At 65.5% G+C, this 17116-nt stretch carries 15 protein-coding genes; 9 read left to right on the forward strand and 6 right to left on the reverse strand.

Features of this window, described 5'->3' with window-relative positions:
* Positions 1–470 precede the first annotated feature (470 nt).
* Entirely contained in the window at positions 471–782 is a 312-nt protein-coding gene (locus Q1V43_RS14335; protein ID WP_300519357.1) for an ETC complex I subunit, read from the forward strand.
* Between the two features lie 106 nt (positions 783–888).
* Here Q1V43_RS14335 and Q1V43_RS14340 read toward each other — a convergent pair whose 3' ends face one another.
* Positions 889–1647, reverse strand: a complete 759-nt coding sequence (locus Q1V43_RS14340; RefSeq protein ID WP_300519359.1) for an alpha/beta fold hydrolase — start codon at positions 1645–1647, stop codon at positions 889–891.
* 76 nt (positions 1648–1723) lie between these two features.
* On the opposite strand from Q1V43_RS14340, the gene Q1V43_RS14345 reads away from it, so the two are divergent.
* Positions 1724–2086, forward strand: a complete 363-nt coding sequence (locus tag Q1V43_RS14345) for a hypothetical protein (protein WP_300519362.1) — start codon at positions 1724–1726, stop codon at positions 2084–2086.
* Positions 2087–2179: 93 nt separating this feature from the next.
* Complete coding sequence (locus Q1V43_RS14350; RefSeq protein ID WP_300519365.1) at positions 2180–2761, forward strand: TetR/AcrR family transcriptional regulator; 582 nt, start codon at positions 2180–2182, stop codon at positions 2759–2761.
* Between the two features lie 185 nt (positions 2762–2946).
* Here Q1V43_RS14350 and glyA read toward each other — a convergent pair whose 3' ends face one another.
* Positions 2947–4239, reverse strand: coding sequence for a serine hydroxymethyltransferase (gene glyA / locus Q1V43_RS14355; RefSeq protein ID WP_300519367.1), 1293 nt, complete (start codon positions 4237–4239; stop codon positions 2947–2949).
* Positions 4240–4405: 166 nt separating this feature from the next.
* Here glyA and Q1V43_RS14360 point away from each other — a divergent pair, with 166 nt between their 5' ends.
* Entirely contained in the window at positions 4406–5167 is a 762-nt protein-coding gene (locus tag Q1V43_RS14360) for an NAD kinase (RefSeq protein WP_300519369.1), read from the forward strand.
* A gap of 55 nt (positions 5168–5222) precedes the next feature.
* Here the strand turns inward: Q1V43_RS14360 and Q1V43_RS14365 are convergent, their stop codons facing one another.
* The 3 genes from Q1V43_RS14365 to Q1V43_RS14375 form a co-directional block, all read right to left on the reverse strand.
* Complete coding sequence (locus tag Q1V43_RS14365) at positions 5223–6713, reverse strand: sigma 54-interacting transcriptional regulator (RefSeq protein ID WP_300519371.1); 1491 nt, start codon at positions 6711–6713, stop codon at positions 5223–5225.
* 195 nt (positions 6714–6908) lie between these two features.
* Positions 6909–8801: a propionyl-CoA synthetase gene (locus Q1V43_RS14370; RefSeq protein ID WP_300519375.1), complete on the reverse strand. Its 1893-nt coding sequence runs from the start codon at positions 8799–8801 to the stop codon at positions 6909–6911.
* Between the two features lie 299 nt (positions 8802–9100).
* The gene (locus Q1V43_RS14375; protein ID WP_300519378.1) at positions 9101–11374 is read right to left on the reverse strand and encodes an NADP-dependent malic enzyme; all 2274 of its coding nucleotides are present in this window, start codon (positions 11372–11374) and stop codon (positions 9101–9103) included.
* Positions 11375–11512: 138 nt separating this feature from the next.
* On the opposite strand from Q1V43_RS14375, the gene cdd reads away from it, so the two are divergent.
* The 5 genes from cdd to Q1V43_RS14400 all read left to right on the forward strand — a co-directional run bounded on the left by cdd (position 11513) and on the right by Q1V43_RS14400 (position 15986).
* Positions 11513–11950: a cytidine deaminase gene (cdd, locus tag Q1V43_RS14380; RefSeq protein ID WP_366146223.1), complete on the forward strand. Its 438-nt coding sequence runs from the start codon at positions 11513–11515 to the stop codon at positions 11948–11950.
* Entirely contained in the window at positions 11947–13158 is a 1212-nt protein-coding gene (locus tag Q1V43_RS14385; protein ID WP_300519381.1) for a phosphopentomutase, read from the forward strand. The genes cdd and Q1V43_RS14385 overlap by 4 nt, the downstream gene beginning before the upstream one ends.
* A complete protein-coding gene (locus Q1V43_RS14390; protein WP_300519384.1) occupies positions 13155–14147 on the forward strand; it encodes an adenosine deaminase in 993 nt (330 codons plus the stop codon). The genes Q1V43_RS14385 and Q1V43_RS14390 overlap by 4 nt, the downstream gene beginning before the upstream one ends.
* Positions 14140–14772, forward strand: coding sequence for a uracil phosphoribosyltransferase (upp, locus tag Q1V43_RS14395; RefSeq protein WP_300519387.1), 633 nt, complete (start codon positions 14140–14142; stop codon positions 14770–14772). The genes Q1V43_RS14390 and upp overlap by 8 nt, the downstream gene beginning before the upstream one ends.
* 137 nt (positions 14773–14909) lie before the next feature.
* A complete protein-coding gene (locus tag Q1V43_RS14400; protein WP_300519390.1) occupies positions 14910–15986 on the forward strand; it encodes an SPOR domain-containing protein in 1077 nt (358 codons plus the stop codon).
* Positions 15987–16055: 69 nt separating this feature from the next.
* Here Q1V43_RS14400 and Q1V43_RS14405 read toward each other — a convergent pair whose 3' ends face one another.
* Positions 16056–17072, reverse strand: coding sequence for a hypothetical protein (locus tag Q1V43_RS14405; RefSeq protein ID WP_300519393.1), 1017 nt, complete (start codon positions 17070–17072; stop codon positions 16056–16058).
* Positions 17073–17116: the final 44 nt, after the last annotated feature.

A 17116-nucleotide genomic window follows, 5' to 3' on the forward strand; every position in this document is an offset into this window, starting at 1 on the left:
ATTCCTTGAAAAGATTAACAAATCGTTACCACTTAAAGGTGATTTATTTTCAATAAAACACAACCAAAAGTGTATTTTCCTGTTGCACGATTATTCTCCTCGCGCTAGCGTCAAGGGGCAAGCAGCAAGACAGGCTGTCGGCCCTGACGAAACACCCACCCCACCCCTCGCTCCCTCGTCAGGTGCCGGCAGCCCACCTTTCCTGAGACGAGTTGTCTTGCACGAGACCAAGGGCGTTTCGGCTTGTTGTTGAGACACGGCAATCAGGCGAAGTGCACGGAACTGGTTGAAGTTGTAGGCGTTTCGAAATCAAGTTGTATCCCAACTTAATCTCGAAACGCTTCGGTAAATGGTACTACGCCCCGGGCATGTCCCGGGGCTTGTTTTTTATGGTGCCCGGGGTGTCTCGGGGCTTGCGCTGGGGGCCAAGGTTTCGGATAACATGCCCAGCCCTATCAAGGAGTCGATCCATGCGCGCCCGTATCTATCAACCCGCCCGCAACGCCATGTCCTCGGGCATGGGCAAGACGCGGGTCTGGCTGTTGGAATTTGCCAATGACGAGGCGCGCGAGATTGATCCGCTGATGGGCTGGACCGGCTCGGGTGACACGCAAAGCCAGGTGCGCCTGCGCTTTGACAGCAAGGAGGCCGCACTGGCCTATGCCGAGGCCAAGGGGATCGAAGCCACGGTGACTGAGCCCCACAAGCGCGTGGCGAACATCCGTCAGGGCGGCTATGGCGAGAATTTCGCCACCAACCGCCGCGGTCCCTGGACCCACTGAAGCCACAGGGCCGGGGGCGGGCGATCCGCTTTGCCGGTCCGTCTGCCGATGCGCGCCCGGTTTTCCGGATGCTTTCTGCCTGTGACATTTCGCCCCGGGAGCGGTCTCAGCCGTTCAGGAACATGCGCGCGGCGGCTTCGAATTCACGCGGCTTCTCGGCATGCAGCCAATGGCCGGTGCCAGGAATCTTGGCCTGTCTGGCATTCGGGAACAGCCGTTTGATCAGCGGACGGTGTTCTGCCAGCACGTAATCCGAATTCGCCCCGGCCAGGAACAGGGCAGGGCCGTCGAACCGGCCACTCACAGCCGGGAAGCCGGTGATCTTTTCCATGTCGCGTTCCAGCACTTCGAGGTTCAGCATCCAGCGCTGCCCCTTCACGTCCAGCGACTGCAGCAGGAAGGCGCGCACGTCGGGTTCCGGGATGGCGGCCTCCAGCGCCGCGTTGGCCTGGCTGCGCGTGGGGGTCAGTGTCAGGTCCAGCGCGCGCATGGCGTGGATCAGGTGCACCTGAGTGTGACTGTAGGCGACCGGCGCGATGTCCGCCACCAGCAAGCGGCGCACCCGGTCCGGGCTGTCCAGCGACAGCACCATCGCGGCCTTGCCGCCCATCGAATGGCCGATCACATCCGCCTCGCCACCGATCGCATCCACCACCTCGCCCAGGTCGGCGCCCAGGTCGTGGTAATCGTGGCTTTCTTCCCAGCGGCTGGCGCCGTGGTTGCGCATGTCCACCGTGACCACCCGGCGGTCGTCTGCCAGACGGCGGGCGATCACGCCCCAATTGCGGCCGGACCCGTAAAGGCCGTGCACGATCAGGATGGGCGGGCGGGTGGCGTCGTCGCCGAAGGTCTGCATCTCCAACATGGTCCCGACATAGCGCAGGGCGGTTGAGGCGGAAAGCCCTCTCCGCTAGGGTCGCGCCGCAACGAGAGGACACGAGATGGATCTGGACCCCCGGGTGGAAATCCTGACCCGGTTGATGGAGGAACGCCTGGGTCTTGGCGGGGAGGGGTTCGCGGCCAAGCTGGCCCGGGCCGGACGCCGCCTGCCGCGTCGTATCCGCCGTGACGGGGCGCTGATTGTCGACGCGCTGTCCCTGCAAGCCCACCCGAAACTGTCGCGCCAGCTCGACGCGGCGCGGCTGGATCGCTCGCTGACCCATGTCGAACGCCACCTGCGCGGCATCGACCCGTGGGACCGGCGCAAGGGGATTGTTCTGAACTGGCTCGCCGGGATTGCCTTCAGCCTGCTGGTGGTGGCCGCCCTGTTTGTTGCCGCGCTGCGCTGGCGTGGGCTGATCTGAGCCTTCGCAACCGGTCCGGCCACGGCGTCGGGGCGGTTTGCCTTCCGGCGCGCCGGCGCTAGGATGAACGCGGTTCATGAACAGGAGGTCCGGATGAGCGAAAAGACCAAGGCACGGCGCGCGGCCCTGGGTCAGGCCCTGGTGGACGCGGCCGAGCGCGGCGTGGTCGCCGGTGGTCTGGCCTCGGTCAAGGCGCGGGATCTGGCGGCGGAGGCAGGCTGTTCCCTGGGCGCGATCTACAATGTCTACCCCGACCTTCCGACCCTGTTCATGGAGGTGAACGCGCGGACCTTCGCGGAGCTGGACGCGGCCCTTTCCGCCAGCCAGGACGGGCAGGCAACCCCGCGCGAGGCGCTGGTCGCCATGGCGCTGGCCTACCTGGACTATGCGGAGGCCCATACCAACCGCTGGCGCGCTTTGTTTGACCTGGAATTGCCGGACGATCCCGCCCTATCGGACTGGTACCTGACCCGGCTGCGCGGGCTCTTTTCCCATATCGGGCGGGCGCTTGCGCAGCTCTGGCCCGACCGTGACAGGGCCGAGATCGAGATGATGACCCGCACCTTGTTTTCCTCGGTGCACGGAATCGTGCTTCTGGGGTTGGAACGGCGGTTTTCCAATATTCCGCCCGAAGAGGTCGGGCGCATGATCCGTGGTTTGCTGGCGGAAATCTGAGGTTGGAGCGTTCTGACCGGCGTTCGGGAAAGCTCCTCCGTCCGGGCCGAAAAACGAGAAGCTGCTTGAGGAGTTCACCGCCAAGCCGAGGCCTGGAGGCTCCGGGGAGGGCAGGCAGGCGGGCAGGCCTGCAGGCAAAGAAAAAGGGCCCCGCTGGGGGCCCTTTTGTCTGTTCGGCAATCCGCTTACAGGTTCGGATACATCGGGAAGCGGGCGCAAAGCGCGGCGACCTTGCCACGCACGGCCTCCTCCACCGCCCCGTTGCCATCCGCGCCATTGGCGGCCAGACCGTCCACGACCTCGATGATCAGATCCCCGATCTCGCGGAATTCTGCCTCGCCAAAGCCACGGGTGGTGCCGGCGGGGGTGCCCAGACGGATGCCCGAGGTCACGGTCGGTTTTTCCGGGTCAAACGGAATGCCGTTCTTGTTGGTGGTGATATGCGCGCGGCCCAGGGCGGCGTCCACGATGTTGCCGGTCACGCCTTTCGGACGCAGGTCCACCAGCATCAGGTGGGTGTCGGTGCCGCCGGACACGATATCCAACCCGCCCTTGACCAGCTGGTCGGCCAGAGCCACGGCATTTGCGCGCACGGCTTTCTGGTAGTCTTTGAACTCCGGCTTCAGCGCCTCGCCGAAGGCCGCGGCCTTGCCGGCGATGACATGCATAAGCGGACCGCCCTGGATGCCCGGGAAAATGGCCGAGTTGACCTTCTTGGCGATTGCCTCGTCATTGGTCAGGATCATGCCACCACGCGGGCCGCGCAGGGTCTTGTGGGTGGTGGTGGTGGCAACATGGGCATGTGGGAAGGGCGAGGGGTGTTCGTCGGCCGCGATCAGACCGGCGATATGGGCCATGTCGACCATCAGGTAGGCGCCAACCGAATCGGCAATCTCGCGGAACCGGGCGAAGTCGATGACGCGCGGGATGGCCGAACCACCGGCGATGATCAGCTTGGGCTGGTGCTCGGTCGCCAGCGCCTGGATCTGGTCATAGTCGATCAGGCTGTCTTCCCTGCGCACGCCGTAATGCACCGCGTTGAACCACTTGCCCGACTGGTTCGGACGGGCGCCGTGGGTCAGGTGGCCACCGGCCGACAGGTCCATGCCAAGGATGGTGTCGCCGGGCTGGATCAGCGCCTGGAACACACCCTGGTTGGCCTGGCTGCCCGAGTTCGGCTGAACATTGGCAAATTCGCAGCCGAACAGCTGTTTGGCACGGTCGATCGCCAGGTTCTCGGCCACGTCAACGTACTGGCAGCCACCATAGTAGCGACGGCCCGGGTAGCCCTCGGCGTATTTGTTGGTCAAGACCGAGCCCTGCGCCTCCATCACGGCGGCGGAAACGATGTTCTCGGACGCGATCAGCTCGATCTCGTCGCGCTGGCGGCCAAGCTCATCGGTCATGGCGCCGAACAGCTCGGGGTCACGGGTCGACAGGGATTCGGTGAAGAAACCGGGGTCGCGGGTGGTGGTCATGTGCGTTTTCCTTGGGTAAGGCGACTGGATTGCTGATTTCCTATCGGAAACATATCGGGGCGCAAAGAGCGGAATGCGACCAACTGCCGGAAAGACGCGGCATCTCTGGCGCTTCGCGGAAACATGTGGTTGTTTCGGAAACAGGGGGCAAGACAGGAAACAGCCTATGAGTCGCAATATCGCATTCGTGGCCTCGAACACGGACGTGTCCCGCGAGGCACGCGCCGAGCTGGTCTCGCGCTACGGCGACGTGGCGCCGGACAGGGCCGATATCATTGTCGCGCTCGGGGGCGACGGTTTCATGTTGCAGACCCTGCACGAGACCCAATCCCTGCCCGCGCCGGTCTATGGCATGAACTGCGGCACCGTCGGCTTCCTGATGAACAAATACAGCCCGGACGGGTTGATCGACCGGCTGTTTGCCGCCGAGGAAGAGGTGATCAACCCGCTGTCGATGCGCGCCGAGTGCCGGGATGGCTCGGTGCATGAGGCATTGGCGATCAACGAGGTCTCCCTGCTGCGCGCAGGCCCCCAGGCGGCCAAGCTGCGCATCAGCGTGGATGGCAAGGTGCGGCTGGAGGAGCTCGTCTGCGATGGCGCGCTGCTGTGCACGCCCGCCGGTTCGACCGCCTACAACTATTCCGCTCACGGGCCGATTCTGCCGATCGGCTCGGACGTGCTGGCGCTGACCGCCATGTCCGCCTTTCGCCCGCGCCGCTGGCGTGGCGCGCTGCTGCCCAAGACCGCCGTGGTGCGCTTTGATGTGCTGCAGGGCGAAAAACGCCCGGTCATGGCGGATGCGGACAGCCGGTCGGTGCGCGACGTGACTTCGGTCGAGATCCGCTCGGAAGAGGCGATCAGGCACCGCATCCTGTTCGATCCCGGCCACGGGCTGGAAGAGCGGCTGATTCGCGAACAGTTCGTCTGAGCAGGCAGGGCACAGGCCACAAGGGATAAGTTAGGGTGGGTCGGCTTCCGGCTTTTCAGCCCTTGTCGCGGTCCTCCCGCAGCCAGGCCTCGCGCTTGCGATAGATCGTCGAGGGCGAGACATCCAGCGCCCGGGCCGCACGCGGGATCGACCCGCCGTGGGTGTGAATCACCGCCTCGATCACATCGCGTTCGATTTCGGCCAGGGTGCGGCCGTGGATCGGCACGTGGGAACCGGCCTGGCCCGCCTGGTCGGCGAAGCCACGGGTGTCGGCGCTCAGTTCCTCGGGCAACATATGCGCTTCGACCGTCGCGGCGTCATGGTTCAGCACCACGTTCCAGATCACGTTCAGAAGCTGGCGCACATTGCCCGGCCACTTGTGGCGCAACAAGATGCCCTGTGCCTCCGGGCTGAAACCGGCAAAGCCACGCCCCTCGCGGGCGGAGAGATGCTTCAGCCGTGCCTGGGCAATCTCCAGCACGTCCCTGTCGCGGGTGCGCAGCGGGGGCATGGTCAGCGTTGCCACATGCAGCCGATAGAAGAGGTCGACGCGCAGCCGGCCCTCCTCCATCTCGACAAAGGGGTCGCGTGCGGTGGAACAGATCACCCGGATGGCCGTGCGGTGGGGCTGACCGGGATCCGACGCCGCGCAGCGTTGCAGGACGCGCAGGAATTGCGCCTGCACCGGAGGGGAGAGGTTGCAGATCTCGTCCAGGTACAGCGTTCCGTCGCGGGCGAGATGAAGCAGCGGTTCGGCGCCCGGTGTGCCGGGCTGCCCAGCCAGGCCCAGCAGGTCGCGTTCGATCGTCTCCGTGCGCAGGGCGGCGCAGTCCACCGGAACGAAGCTTGCCTGTCGGCGCGCCGAGCGCGCATGGATATCGCGCGCGAGGGCTTCTTTTCCGGCGCCATGTTCGCCCTGGATGAACACCGTCGCGTCAGAGCGCGCCACGGCCTCCACCTTGTCCAGCACCGCCGACATGCTGGGGGAGCCGCCGATCAGACAGATTGCATCCATATCCGTATCGCGCGACACGACCCCCAGCGGGGCGACCGGCGGTTCGGTCATCGTCGACGGGCCGGGCGGTGGCGCAACGGTTGCCGACAGGGTGGCGGGGGTCGGCGCCTTCGGGGGCGACGCTACCGCGACGCTCCCGCTGCGCGCGCCGGCGGGTGGGCGGCACTGGCGCAATGCGCTTTCAACCGTCTTGCTGAGCCGGACGCGGCTGAAAGGGGTGAACAGGCAGTCGAAGGCGCCGTTGCGCATGGCTTCGGCGGCATCGTTGATCTCGTCATTATTGGCAACCACCACGATCGTGGTCTCCGGCACGCGGGTCAGCCAGTCCTTCACATCCGCAAGCGTCGAGGCGCCGTCGAGCCGCAGCGGCAGGAAGGCGAGCTGCGGCAGCTGCGTGTCGAAAATGGCCCGTGCATCCTCCAGCGAGGCGGCCCGCAGGATCCGCAGGCCATGGTTCAGGAACGGATCGTCGGGAAACAACCAGGCCTGTTCCCGGGTGCCCACGGCCAGAACCTTGATTGCGCCATCCACGCCGCCTCCCCGCGGCGCAGGCTCGGGACTATGGCTCGGCTCACTGTTCAACTGCATGACCTTCATTTTGGCAACCTACGGCGGACAGTTTCACCCGGATCGGTTGAGCATTCTTTAAATATCACGTCCAACGAATAAAAAAACCACCCTCGGGCAGGCCCAGGGGTGGTTTTTCACCGATTGTGGCGGTGGATCTTATGCTTTCGAGTAGCCCATGTCGCTCAACGCTTCGCGAATCTCGTCCAGAATCGCGGGGTCATCGATGGTCGCGGGCATCTTGTATTCCTTGCCATCTGCGATCGACACCATGGTCGCGCGCAGAATTTTGCCGGACCGCGTCTTGGGCAGGCGATCCACCACCGCGCAGAGCTTGAAGGCCGCCACGGGGCCGATCTTTTCGCGCACCAGCTTGACGCATTCTGCGGTGACTTCGGCATCCGGGCGGTCGGCGCCGGCGTTCAGGCAGACAAGCCCCAGCGGCAACTGGCCCTTCAGCTGGTCGGTCACGCCGATCACCGCGCATTCGGCCACGTCGGGATGCGAGGCCAGCACCTCTTCCATCGCGCCGGTGGACAGGCGGTGGCCTGCCACGTTGATCACGTCATCGGTGCGCGCCATGATATAGACATAGCCGTCCTCGTCCTTGTAGCCCGCGTCGCCGGTCTCATAGTAGCCGGGGAAAGTGTTGAGGTAGCTCTTCTTGAACCGGTCCTCGGCGTTCCACAGGGTTGGCAGCGTGCCCGGCGGCAGCGGCAGCTTGATCGCGATGGCGCCCAGTTCTCCGGCGGGCATCGGGTGGCCGCCTTCGTCCAGGATGTCGACCTGGAAGCCCGGCATCGGCACCGAGGGCGAGCCCAGCTTGACCGGCAGCTCCTCGATCCCCAGCGGGTTGGCGGCGATGGCAAAGCCGGTCTCGGTCTGCCACCAGTGGTCGATCACCGGCACCTTCAACTGGTCCTGCGCCCAGACGATCGTGTCGGGGTCGGCGCGTTCACCGGCCAGGTAAACCTGTTTCAGGCAGGACAGATCGTATTTCTTCACGAACTCGCCCTTCGGGTCTTCACGTTTCACGGCGCGGAAGGCGGTGGGGGCGGTGAAGAAGCTTTTCACATTATGCTCGGAAATCACCCGCCAGAACGTGCCCGCATCCGGCGTGCCGATTGGCTTGCCTTCAAAGACGATGGTGGTGTTGCCGGCGATCAGCGGCCCGTAGGTGATATAGGAGTGGCCCACGACCCAGCCCACGTCCGAGGCGGCCCAGAAGACTTCGCCGGGATCGACGTTGTAGAGGTTCTTCATGGTCCAGTTCAGGGCGACCAGGTGGCCGCCGGTGTGGCGGATCACGCCCTTGGGCTGGCCGGTGGTGCCGGAGGTATAGAGGATATAGGCCGGGTGGTTGCCTTCGACCGGCACGCAATCGGCCGGCGCAACGCCTTGCTGGGCCTCGTTCCAGTCGAAGTCGCGACCGGGGATCAGCTCGGCCGGGTGCTCTTCACGCTGCAGGATCAGAGTGAAGTCAGGCTTGTGCGCGGACAGCTCGATGGCACCGTCCAGCAGCGGCTTGTAGGGCACGATCCGGCCGGGCTCCAACCCGCAGGAGGCGGCGATGATCGCCTTGGGCTGGGCGTCGTCGATGCGCACGGCCAGCTCGTTCGAGGCAAAGCCGCCAAAGACCACCGAATGCACCGCGCCGATGCGGGTCACGGCGAGCATGGCGACGAGCGCCTCGGCGACCATCGGCATGTAGATGATGACGCGGTCGCCTTTGGTCACACCCTTGGCCACCAGCGCACCGGCCAGCGAGGCCACGCGATCTTTCAGCTGGGCATAGGTGATCTTCTCCTGACGGCCGGTGATCGGGCTGTCGTAGATCACGGCGACCTGGTCGGCCCGGCCGCCTTCGACGTGACGGTCCACAGCGTTCCAGCAGGTGTTGACCATGCCGTCTGAAAACCATTCGTACAGGGGGGCGTTCTCGTCAAACAGCGCTTTCGACGGGGCCTTGTCCCAGTCGATCGCCTGGGCGGCCTCCATCCAGAAGGCTTCCGGGTTCGCCTGCCAGGCTTCGTAGACGTCTTTGTATCCCATGCGGTGTATCCTCCTCAGAACGCTTGAAACGGGTGTAGCGGGGGCAGGGAGGCCGGGGCAAGACCCGTGAGGCCCTGGGCGGCAATTCGGCGCAATAATTTTGCAAGGTTTCGCTGATAGCGCCTGCAAATTTTTGCAAAGCCCTTGGGGATATGTGCTGAAATTTTGAAACTTGTCGTTTTTGCAAAACTGCAAATCATGCTTGCAAAATTTTCCCGCAAAGATTCGGCGCGGGGTGGGCGGGACATGTCGGGGAGGCGGGGGGGCGCCAGGTGCAGGCGGGCCGCCCCCTGAAGCGATCAGCCGTAATGCGCCACCGGGGTTCCTGCGACCGCGGACATGTTCAGAAGCCCGCGCGCGGTGATCGACGGGGTGACGATATGGGCGCGGTTGCCCATGCCCATCAGGATCGGCCCGACCTCGAGCCCCAGCCCCTTGGTCTTGAGGATGTTGCGTACGGCGCTGGCCGCATCGGCATTGGGGAAAACCAGCACATTGGCCGACCCGTTGAACCGCGTATCGGGGAAGATGTGGCGGCGGGTGGCCTCGTCCAGGGCGGCGTCCACATGCATTTCGCCCTCATAGGTGAAATCGCACGGGGTGGCATCCAGGATGTCCAGCGCGCCACGGGCCCGCACGCCGGTGTCGCAGCCGTGGTTGCCGAATTGCGAATAGGAGCAGATGGCGACCTTCGGGTCGACCCCGAAGCGACGCACATGGCGCGCGGCGGCGCAGGCGGTTTCTGCAAGCTGCGCCGCGCTCGGTTCGGGATGCACATGGGTGTCGGCGATGAACAGGGGGCCGTCCTCCAGGATCATCAGCGACAACGCGCCGGTCGGGTGCAGCTCTTCGGTGCCCAGGATCTGGTTCACATAGTTCAGGTGCCACTGATATTGGCCGAAAGTGCCGCAGATCAGGCTGTCGGCCTGGCCGAGATGCACCATGATGGCGCCGATCGCGGTGGTGTTGGTGCGCATGATCGCCTTGGCCAGGTCCGGCGTCACACCGCGCCGGGCCATGATCCCGTGATAGGTCTGCCAATAGTCGCGGTAGCGGTCGTCGCGTTCGGGATTGACGATGTCGAAATCGACGCCGGGCTTCAGCGGCAGGCCCGCGCGTTCGCAGCGTTTCGCGATGACATCCGGGCGCCCGACAAGGATCGGCGCGTCGGTGGTTTCCTCCAGCATCGCATTGGCGGCCCGCAGCACACGCTCGTCCTCGCCCTCGGCAAAGACCACACGGCGCTCGGCGCCACGGGCGGCTTCGAAGACCGGGCGCATGATCAGGGCGGACTTGAACACCGAACCGTCCAGCTTGGCCTTGTACTCCTCGAACGAGGCCAGGGGACGGGTGGCGACCCCGCTTTCCATCGCGGCCTTGGCGACCGCGCTGGCGACCACGCCCATCAGGCGCGGATCGAAGGGTTTCGGGATCAGGTAATCGGCGCCGAAGGAGAGCTGTTCGCCCTTGTAGGCCGCGGCCGCCTCGGCGCTGGTGGTGGCGCGGGCAAGCGCTGCGATCCCCTCGATACAGCCCAGCTGCATCGCGTCGTTGATCTCGGTCGCGCCCACGTCCAGCGCCCCGCGGAAGATGAACGGAAAGCAGAGTACGTTGTTGACCTGATTGGGAAAATCCGACCGTCCGGTGGCGATGATCGCGTCGGGCGCGACCTTGCGCACTTCGTCCGGCATGATCTCCGGTGTCGGGTTGGCCAGTGCAAAGACCACCGGCTTGTCCGCCATCTTCGCCACCATCTCGGGTTTCAGCACACCGGGGCCAGACAGGCCCAGGAACAGGTCGGCGCCTTCGATCACCTCGTCCAGTGTGGCGGGGCTCTGGCCTTGCGCATACTCCGCCTTCTGCGGCGTCATGTCCTTCTCGCGGCCCTCATGGACCAGCCCCTCGATGTCGCAGAGCCAGACATTTTCCCGTTTCACGCCCAGTTTCAGAAGCATGTTCAGACAGGCAATACCCGCCGCCCCGCCGCCGGTCGACACCACCTTGATGTCGCCGAACGCTTTGCCCACGACCATCAGCGCATTGGTTGCCGCAGCACCGACCACGATGGCCGTGCCGTGTTGGTCGTCGTGGAAAACCGGGATGTTCATGCGCTCGCGGCAGATTTGTTCAACGATAAAACAATCCGGCGCCTTGATGTCCTCCAGGTTCACCGCGCCAAAGCTCGGCTCCATCGCGCAGATGATATCGGCCAGCTTTTCCGGGTCCGCCTCGTCCAGTTCGATGTCGAAACAGTCGATATTGGCGAATTTCTTGAACAGGACCGCCTTGCCTTCCATCACCGGTTTCGAGGCCAGCGCACCGATATTGCCAAGGCCCAGCACCGCCGAACCGTTGGTGACAACCGCCACCAGGTTGCCGCGCGCCGTATAGCGGCTGGCATCTGCCGGGGTGGCCTTGATCTCCATGCAGGCATCCGCGACCCCCGGGGAATAGGCCAGCGACAGGTCGCGTCCGTTCGCCATCGGCTTGGTTGCGCGGATTTCAAGTTTGCCCGGTTTCGGGTGCTCGTGATAGTAGAGAGCGGGTTTCTGCGGTGTCTTCTCGTCTTTCACGGGCGGCTCCTCCGGCTGATGGTTTAAGGTTAAACCATCCTCTTGACCTCGCGGCATACACCCAAAGTCATACACCGATCAAGCCCGGCTGTCCCGCTCTTTGCCGCCATGAGCCCCGTTTCCCCTTGCATCCGCCGGATGGTAGCGCCAACCTTGATCAATCAGTCAGAAATGGAGTCGCTCATGTCCCTGTTGGACGCGGCGAAGCGGGCGCGTGAAAATGCCCATGCCCCCTATTCGAACTTCAAGGTCGGCGCGGCGGTGAAAACCGCCTCTGGTGAGATATTCGCCGGCTGCAATGTTGAAAACGTGGCCTATCCAGAAGGCACCTGCGCCGAGGCCGGCGCGATTGCCGCCATGGTCATGGCCGGGCAGCGCGAGATCACCGAGGCGCTGGTGATTGCCGATGCGCCCCTGCCGGTCACACCCTGCGGCGGTTGCCGCCAGAAGCTCAGGGAATTTTGCGGGCCCGAAACGCGCGTCACCATGCTGACCACCGGCGGGGCCGAGCAGGTCATGACCATGGCCGAGCTTCTGCCCGGTGCCTTCACCAATGCGCATCTGGAGAACACATGACACGCGCTTTTCTTGTCGTCATGGACAGTGTCGGCATCGGCGGCGCGCCGGATGCGGATCGTTTCTTCAATGGCGACCGGCCCGACACCGGGTCGAACACGCTGTTGCACATTGCCCGGGCCTGCGCCGAGGGCCGCGCCGAGGACGGGCGCTCCGGTCCGCTTGCGCTGCCCAACCTTGATGCGCTGGGGCTCGGGGCTGCCGTTAACCTGGCCTGCGGTGAGGCCGCTCCGAACCTGGACGCGACCCCGACCGGGGTATGGGGCGCCGCCGAAGAGGTCAGCCCGGGCAAGGACACCCCGTCGGGCCATTGGGAGATCGCCGGCGTGCCCGTGCCCTGGGACTGGAGTTATTTTCCCGACACCCAGCCCTCCTTTCCGCCCGACCTGACCGCCGCCATTTGCGAGGCGGCGGGCGTTGACCGCATCCTGGGCGACAAACACGCCTCGGGCACGGTGATCCTGGACGAGCTGGGCGCCGAACACATGCGCACCGGCTTGCCGATTGTCTACACCTCGGCGGACTCGGTCCTTCAGATCGCCGCTCATGAGGAGCTCTTCGGCCTCGACCGGCTGCTTGATCTCTGCCGCGCGATTGCGCCCATGGTGCATGAGATGCGCGTGGGCCGCGTCATTGCCCGCCCCTTCGTCGGCAACACCGAAACCGGGTTCACCCGCACCACGAACCGGCGCGACTTTGCGGTGAACCCGCCCGCGCCCACGCTCTGCGACTGGGTGCAGGCGGCCGGGCGAAAGGTCCATGCGGTAGGCAAGATCGGTGACATCTTTGCCCACCAGGGCATCGACACGCTGCGCAAGGGCGCGGACGCGGCCCTGATGGAGCACCTGATCGATCTGATGGATGAGGCCGGGGAGGGGGATCTGGTGTTTGCCAATTTCGTCGAATTCGATGCCAGGTTCGGCCATCGCCGTGACATTTCCGGCTATGCCCGCGCGCTGGAATGGTTCGACCGCCAGCTGCCGCGGGTATTCGACAGGGCCCGGCCGGGGGACCTGATCCTGTTCACCGCCGATCACGGCAACGATCCCAGCTGGACCGGCACCGATCACACCCGCGAACGGGTGCCGGTGCTGATCCACGGTCTGGGCCCCGGCCAGATTGGCCTGTGCGGCTTTTCGGACATTGCCGCGAGCATGGCCGAGCACCTCGGAGTGTCGGAACGCGGGGCGGGGAGGAGTTTTCTGTGAACTGGCGTGACTTTCCCAAGATCGAGCTGCACCTGCACCTCGAAGGGGCCGCCCCTCCGGCGCTGATCAAGCAGCTGGCTTTTGAGAAGAAGTTGGACATTTCCAACATTTTCACCCCGGATGGCCAGTATGATTACCGTGATTTCTGGCACTTTCTCGAGGTTTACGAGGCGGCGACCTCGGTTCTGACCGGACCCGAGGAATTCAAGCGTCTGACCGCCGCGGTGCTGGAAGAAAGCGCCGCGCACGGGGTGATCTATACCGAGGCCTTCCTGTCCCCCGACTTTTGTGGCGGGCGCGACGTGGGGGCGTGGCGCGAGTATCTGCATGCGATCCGGGAAGCCGCCGATGAAGCCCACGCAGCCCATGGGATCACCCTGCGCGGCATCATCACCCCGATCCGTCACTTCGGCGGCGATGTGGCGCGCGAGACCGCCCGCTGCGCGCAGGAGACAGCGGGCGATTTCATCACCGGTTTCGGTATTGGCGGCGACGAGAAGGCCGGACATCTGAAGGATTTCGCCTATGCGTTCGACATGGCACGCGAAGCCGGGTTGCGGCTGACCGCCCATGCCGGGGAATGGTGCGGGCCCGAAGAGGTGCGCGCGGCGCTGGATCACCTGCGGGTCGCGCGGATCGGCCACGGGGTGAGGTCCATCGAGGATGCCGCGCTGGTCGAACGGCTGGCGCAGGAACAGATCGTGCTGGAGGTCTGCCCGGGGTCGAACGTGTTCCTCGGCGCCTATCCGCGGCTTGCCGCCCACCCGATCGAACGGTTGCGCGCCGAAGGGGTCAAGGTCACGGTCTCGACCGATGATCCACCCTTCTTCCGCACAACCATGACCCGGGAATACGAGGATCTGGAACGTGTCTTCGGCTGGGATGCCGAACGGTTCACACAGGTTAACCTCGTCGCGGCCGAGGCCGCTTTCTGCGATGATGAGACACGCGCTGCCCTGCGCGACAGACTGGAGACTCCCCATGTATGACCACCTGACGATCGTCGATCACCCGCTGGTGCAGCACAAGCTGAGCCTGATGCGCGAGAAGGAAACGCAGAGCGCCGTGTTCCGCCAGCTTCTGCGCGAGATCAGCCAGCTTCTGGCCTATGAGGTCACGCGCGAACTGCCGATGACCACGCAGGAGATCGACACGCCCCTGCAGAAGATGGACGCGCCGGTTCTGGCGGGCAAGAAGCTGGCGCTGGTGTCGATCCTGCGGGCCGGCAACGGGTTGCTGGACGGCATTCTGGAGCTTATCCCCCTGGCGCGCGTGGGCTTTGTGGGTCTGTATCGCGACGAGGAAACGCTCGAGCCGGTGCAGTATTACTTCAAGGTGCCCGAGGCGCTTGAGGACCGTCTGGTGATCGCCGTGGACCCGATGCTGGCAACCGGCAACAGCTCGGTCGCGGCCATTGATCTGCTGAAAAAGGCCGGCGCCAGGAATATCCGCTTCCTTTGCCTGCTGGCCGCGCCCGAGGGGGTTGCGCGCATGAAAGAGGCCCATCCCGACGTGCCGATCATCACCGCCTCGCTGGACGAACGCCTGAACGAGAATGGCTATATCGTGCCCGGTCTTGGCGACGCGGGCGACCGCATGTTCGGGACCAAATAGAGGGTTAACCCTCTGTGACCGCTTGTTAACCTTTGTTGCGCGCGTTGGGACAAACCGGGCGCGCGCAACGTATTGCCCCTTTACTCGCTAGGGTAACTCCTGCATCATTCCCACCATATTTTGTGTGGGGGCACAGTATGCAGAGTTTCAGATCTTTCGCCATCGCCGCAGTCGCTGCCATCCTGACGACACCCGGCGCCGAGGCCCTGACCCTGGCCCAGGGCGCGCAGCCGGCGGAAACGCCACCCTCCAGCTACCGGGCAGACGTTTATATCGACAGCCGCGGCTGCGCCTATGTACGCGCCGGGATCGATGGGCGGACCAGCTGGGTGCCGCGCGTGACCCGGGACCGCAAGGTGGTCTGCGGAATGGCACCGACCTTTGCGCGGGGGACTGTGGCACCGACACAGGCACCGACCCCGACCCCGGCATCACCATCGGCTCCCGAACCTGCCCCGGCCCGGATCGCGCGTTCTTCCATGCCGGCTACGGCGCCCGCTGCCGACCCCACCGCGCCGGCTGAGGAGCTGCGTGACACGCCCGCCGCCGACTCCGTGCGCACGGTGTATGTGGCCTGCGCCAATCCGGGGGATGAAATGCTGGTGCCCGCCGGGCGAGTCAGGATCCGCTATACCTGCACGGCGCGTGAACAGGTGGTGCGCAAGGTGCGGCTGTCCGATGGCGCGACGCTGCGCATCATTGCCACCCGCGGCCCGCGTGAAACTGTGCGCAATCGTCCGCGCGCCGCCCAGGCCGCTCCGGTTGCCGCTCCGGTTGACGGGCAGGCCGTGCCGGAGGGCTATCGCGTCGCCTGGGACGATGACCGCCTGAACCCGAACCGCGGCCCGCGCAGCGCGGCCGGGGACGCGCAGATGGCGCGGGTCTGGGATGACAGCGTGCCGATGCGCCGGGTGGCCGGGGCGGCCATTGCGTCGACGACCTACTCGACCATGTCCGCGCCCCGTCGCGGCGCAGAGGCGGGCGGGGATGCGCGCTTCGTCCAGGCCGCCAGCTTTGCCGACGCCGGGAACGCGCAACGCACCGCGCGGCGCATTGCCCGGCTGGGCCTGCCGGTGCGCATGATCAGGGTGACGCGCGGCGGCCGGGCGCTGCGGTTGGTGCAGGCCGGGCCCTTCGCCTCCCGTGCCGAGATGAACCGCGCATTGGGAGAGGTACGGGGCCTTGGCTTTGCCGACGCCTTTGCGGTGAAATAGCCCCGCCTGCCAGAAACCTGAAAGCCCCGCCGGAACGTCCGGACGGGGCTTTTTCATGCGCGGGTCATTTCATTCGCCGCATATCCCCTGCAGGCTGATCCAGCTGCCATCGTCGATCAGCGGACCGGCCTCGCTGATCGGGACAGGGTCGGCCTCGATCAGGGCCAGGCTGCGCTCGCCGGTCTGGTCCAGGGCAAAGGCATAGGGGCTGGAGCGCAGCCGGGCGTCGGCAAAGCGCGCGACCAGCATGTCGGTCGGCACAGGCGCAGGCGCGCGGGTCACAAGGGTCTGCGCATAGGTGTCCAGAGCGGCGTCGGGCATCTGCCCCGAGGTCAGAAGGCGCAGCGTTGCGCCCAGGCCTGCCTGGCTCAGCAGACTGCGCATCGGGTCGTCGAGCTCGCGGCGTAGCGCCTCGGCCAGCAGATATCCCGCCGCCACATCCGGTTCCTCGTAATCTTCTATGACGGCGCGGTTCAGCAGAAGGATGCCGCCGGGCAAATGGCTTGCGCCGGGCGGACCGCCGGGCAGCACCATGACCTGGGCCTGACCGGGCCCCAGGACGCGGGTGGCAAGCCGCCCCAGCGCGCGGCGTCCGGCCGGGTCCGAACAGGGCGCCCCGGTCACGCGCGTGATGCGCGCCAGCAGCCGTTGCCCCACTGCCGCGCGGGTCGGTTCGGGCACCACGCGGGCGGTGTAATCCGTCAGCGCGCCGGGCAGCCAGAACAGGCCCAGTGCAGCAAAGCCCAGCACCCCGGCAGCCTGCAGCCCGAAGCGCAGGCGCCCCGGGCGCGGCGTCTGGCGGGTGATCGCGTTGCGCACGCGCCCCAGCGCCTCGATCATCGTGTCGTCGTCAAGCTCGAGCTCCTCGTCCAGGTCGGTGCCGGGGGAATAGAGCGCGGGCCGAGAGCCCGGGTTCAGCCGACGCACGGCGGGCAGGGACCAATGGGTCAGCGGGTGTTCGGCCATGTCGGCAATGGTCAGCGTCGCCTCGCCCAGCAAGACGATCACATTGCGTCGCTGTTCACCTTCGCCACCGCGCCACAGGCCCGGGGCTTCCAGCCGTTCATACTGTGTGAGGGCTGTCATTCTGCTCGTATCCGCCACCCGTTTTCTGACCCTGAGCATAGCCC

It is taken from the genome of Aliiroseovarius sp. (genome assembly GCF_030148435.1).
GTDB lineage: Bacteria > Pseudomonadota > Alphaproteobacteria > Rhodobacterales > Rhodobacteraceae > JASBTN01.

What these genes read in the sequence shown, in the direction of transcription:
- Q1V43_RS14400 (WP_300519390.1), top strand. Translation starts at nt 14,910, where the DNA reads ATGCAGAGTTTCAGATCTTTCGCCATCGCCGCAGTCGCTGCCATCCTG.
- upp (WP_300519387.1), top strand. Translation starts at nt 14,140, where the DNA reads ATGTATGACCACCTGACGATCGTCGATCACCCGCTGGTGCAGCACAAG.
- Q1V43_RS14345 (WP_300519362.1), top strand. Translation starts at nt 1,724, where the DNA reads ATGGATCTGGACCCCCGGGTGGAAATCCTGACCCGGTTGATGGAGGAA.
- glyA (WP_300519367.1), bottom strand. Translation starts at nt 4,239, where the DNA reads ATGACCACCACCCGCGACCCCGGTTTCTTCACCGAATCCCTGTCGACC.
- Q1V43_RS14385 (WP_300519381.1), top strand. Translation starts at nt 11,947, where the DNA reads ATGACACGCGCTTTTCTTGTCGTCATGGACAGTGTCGGCATCGGCGGC.
- Q1V43_RS14335 (WP_300519357.1), top strand. Translation starts at nt 471, where the DNA reads ATGCGCGCCCGTATCTATCAACCCGCCCGCAACGCCATGTCCTCGGGC.
- Q1V43_RS14350 (WP_300519365.1), top strand. Translation starts at nt 2,180, where the DNA reads ATGAGCGAAAAGACCAAGGCACGGCGCGCGGCCCTGGGTCAGGCCCTG.
- Q1V43_RS14360 (WP_300519369.1), top strand. Translation starts at nt 4,406, where the DNA reads ATGAGTCGCAATATCGCATTCGTGGCCTCGAACACGGACGTGTCCCGC.
- Q1V43_RS14405 (WP_300519393.1), bottom strand. Translation starts at nt 17,072, where the DNA reads ATGACAGCCCTCACACAGTATGAACGGCTGGAAGCCCCGGGCCTGTGG.
- cdd (WP_366146223.1), top strand. Translation starts at nt 11,513, where the DNA reads ATGGTAGCGCCAACCTTGATCAATCAGTCAGAAATGGAGTCGCTCATG.
- Q1V43_RS14370 (WP_300519375.1), bottom strand. Translation starts at nt 8,801, where the DNA reads ATGGGATACAAAGACGTCTACGAAGCCTGGCAGGCGAACCCGGAAGCC.
- Q1V43_RS14340 (WP_300519359.1), bottom strand. Translation starts at nt 1,647, where the DNA reads ATGTTGGAGATGCAGACCTTCGGCGACGACGCCACCCGCCCGCCCATC.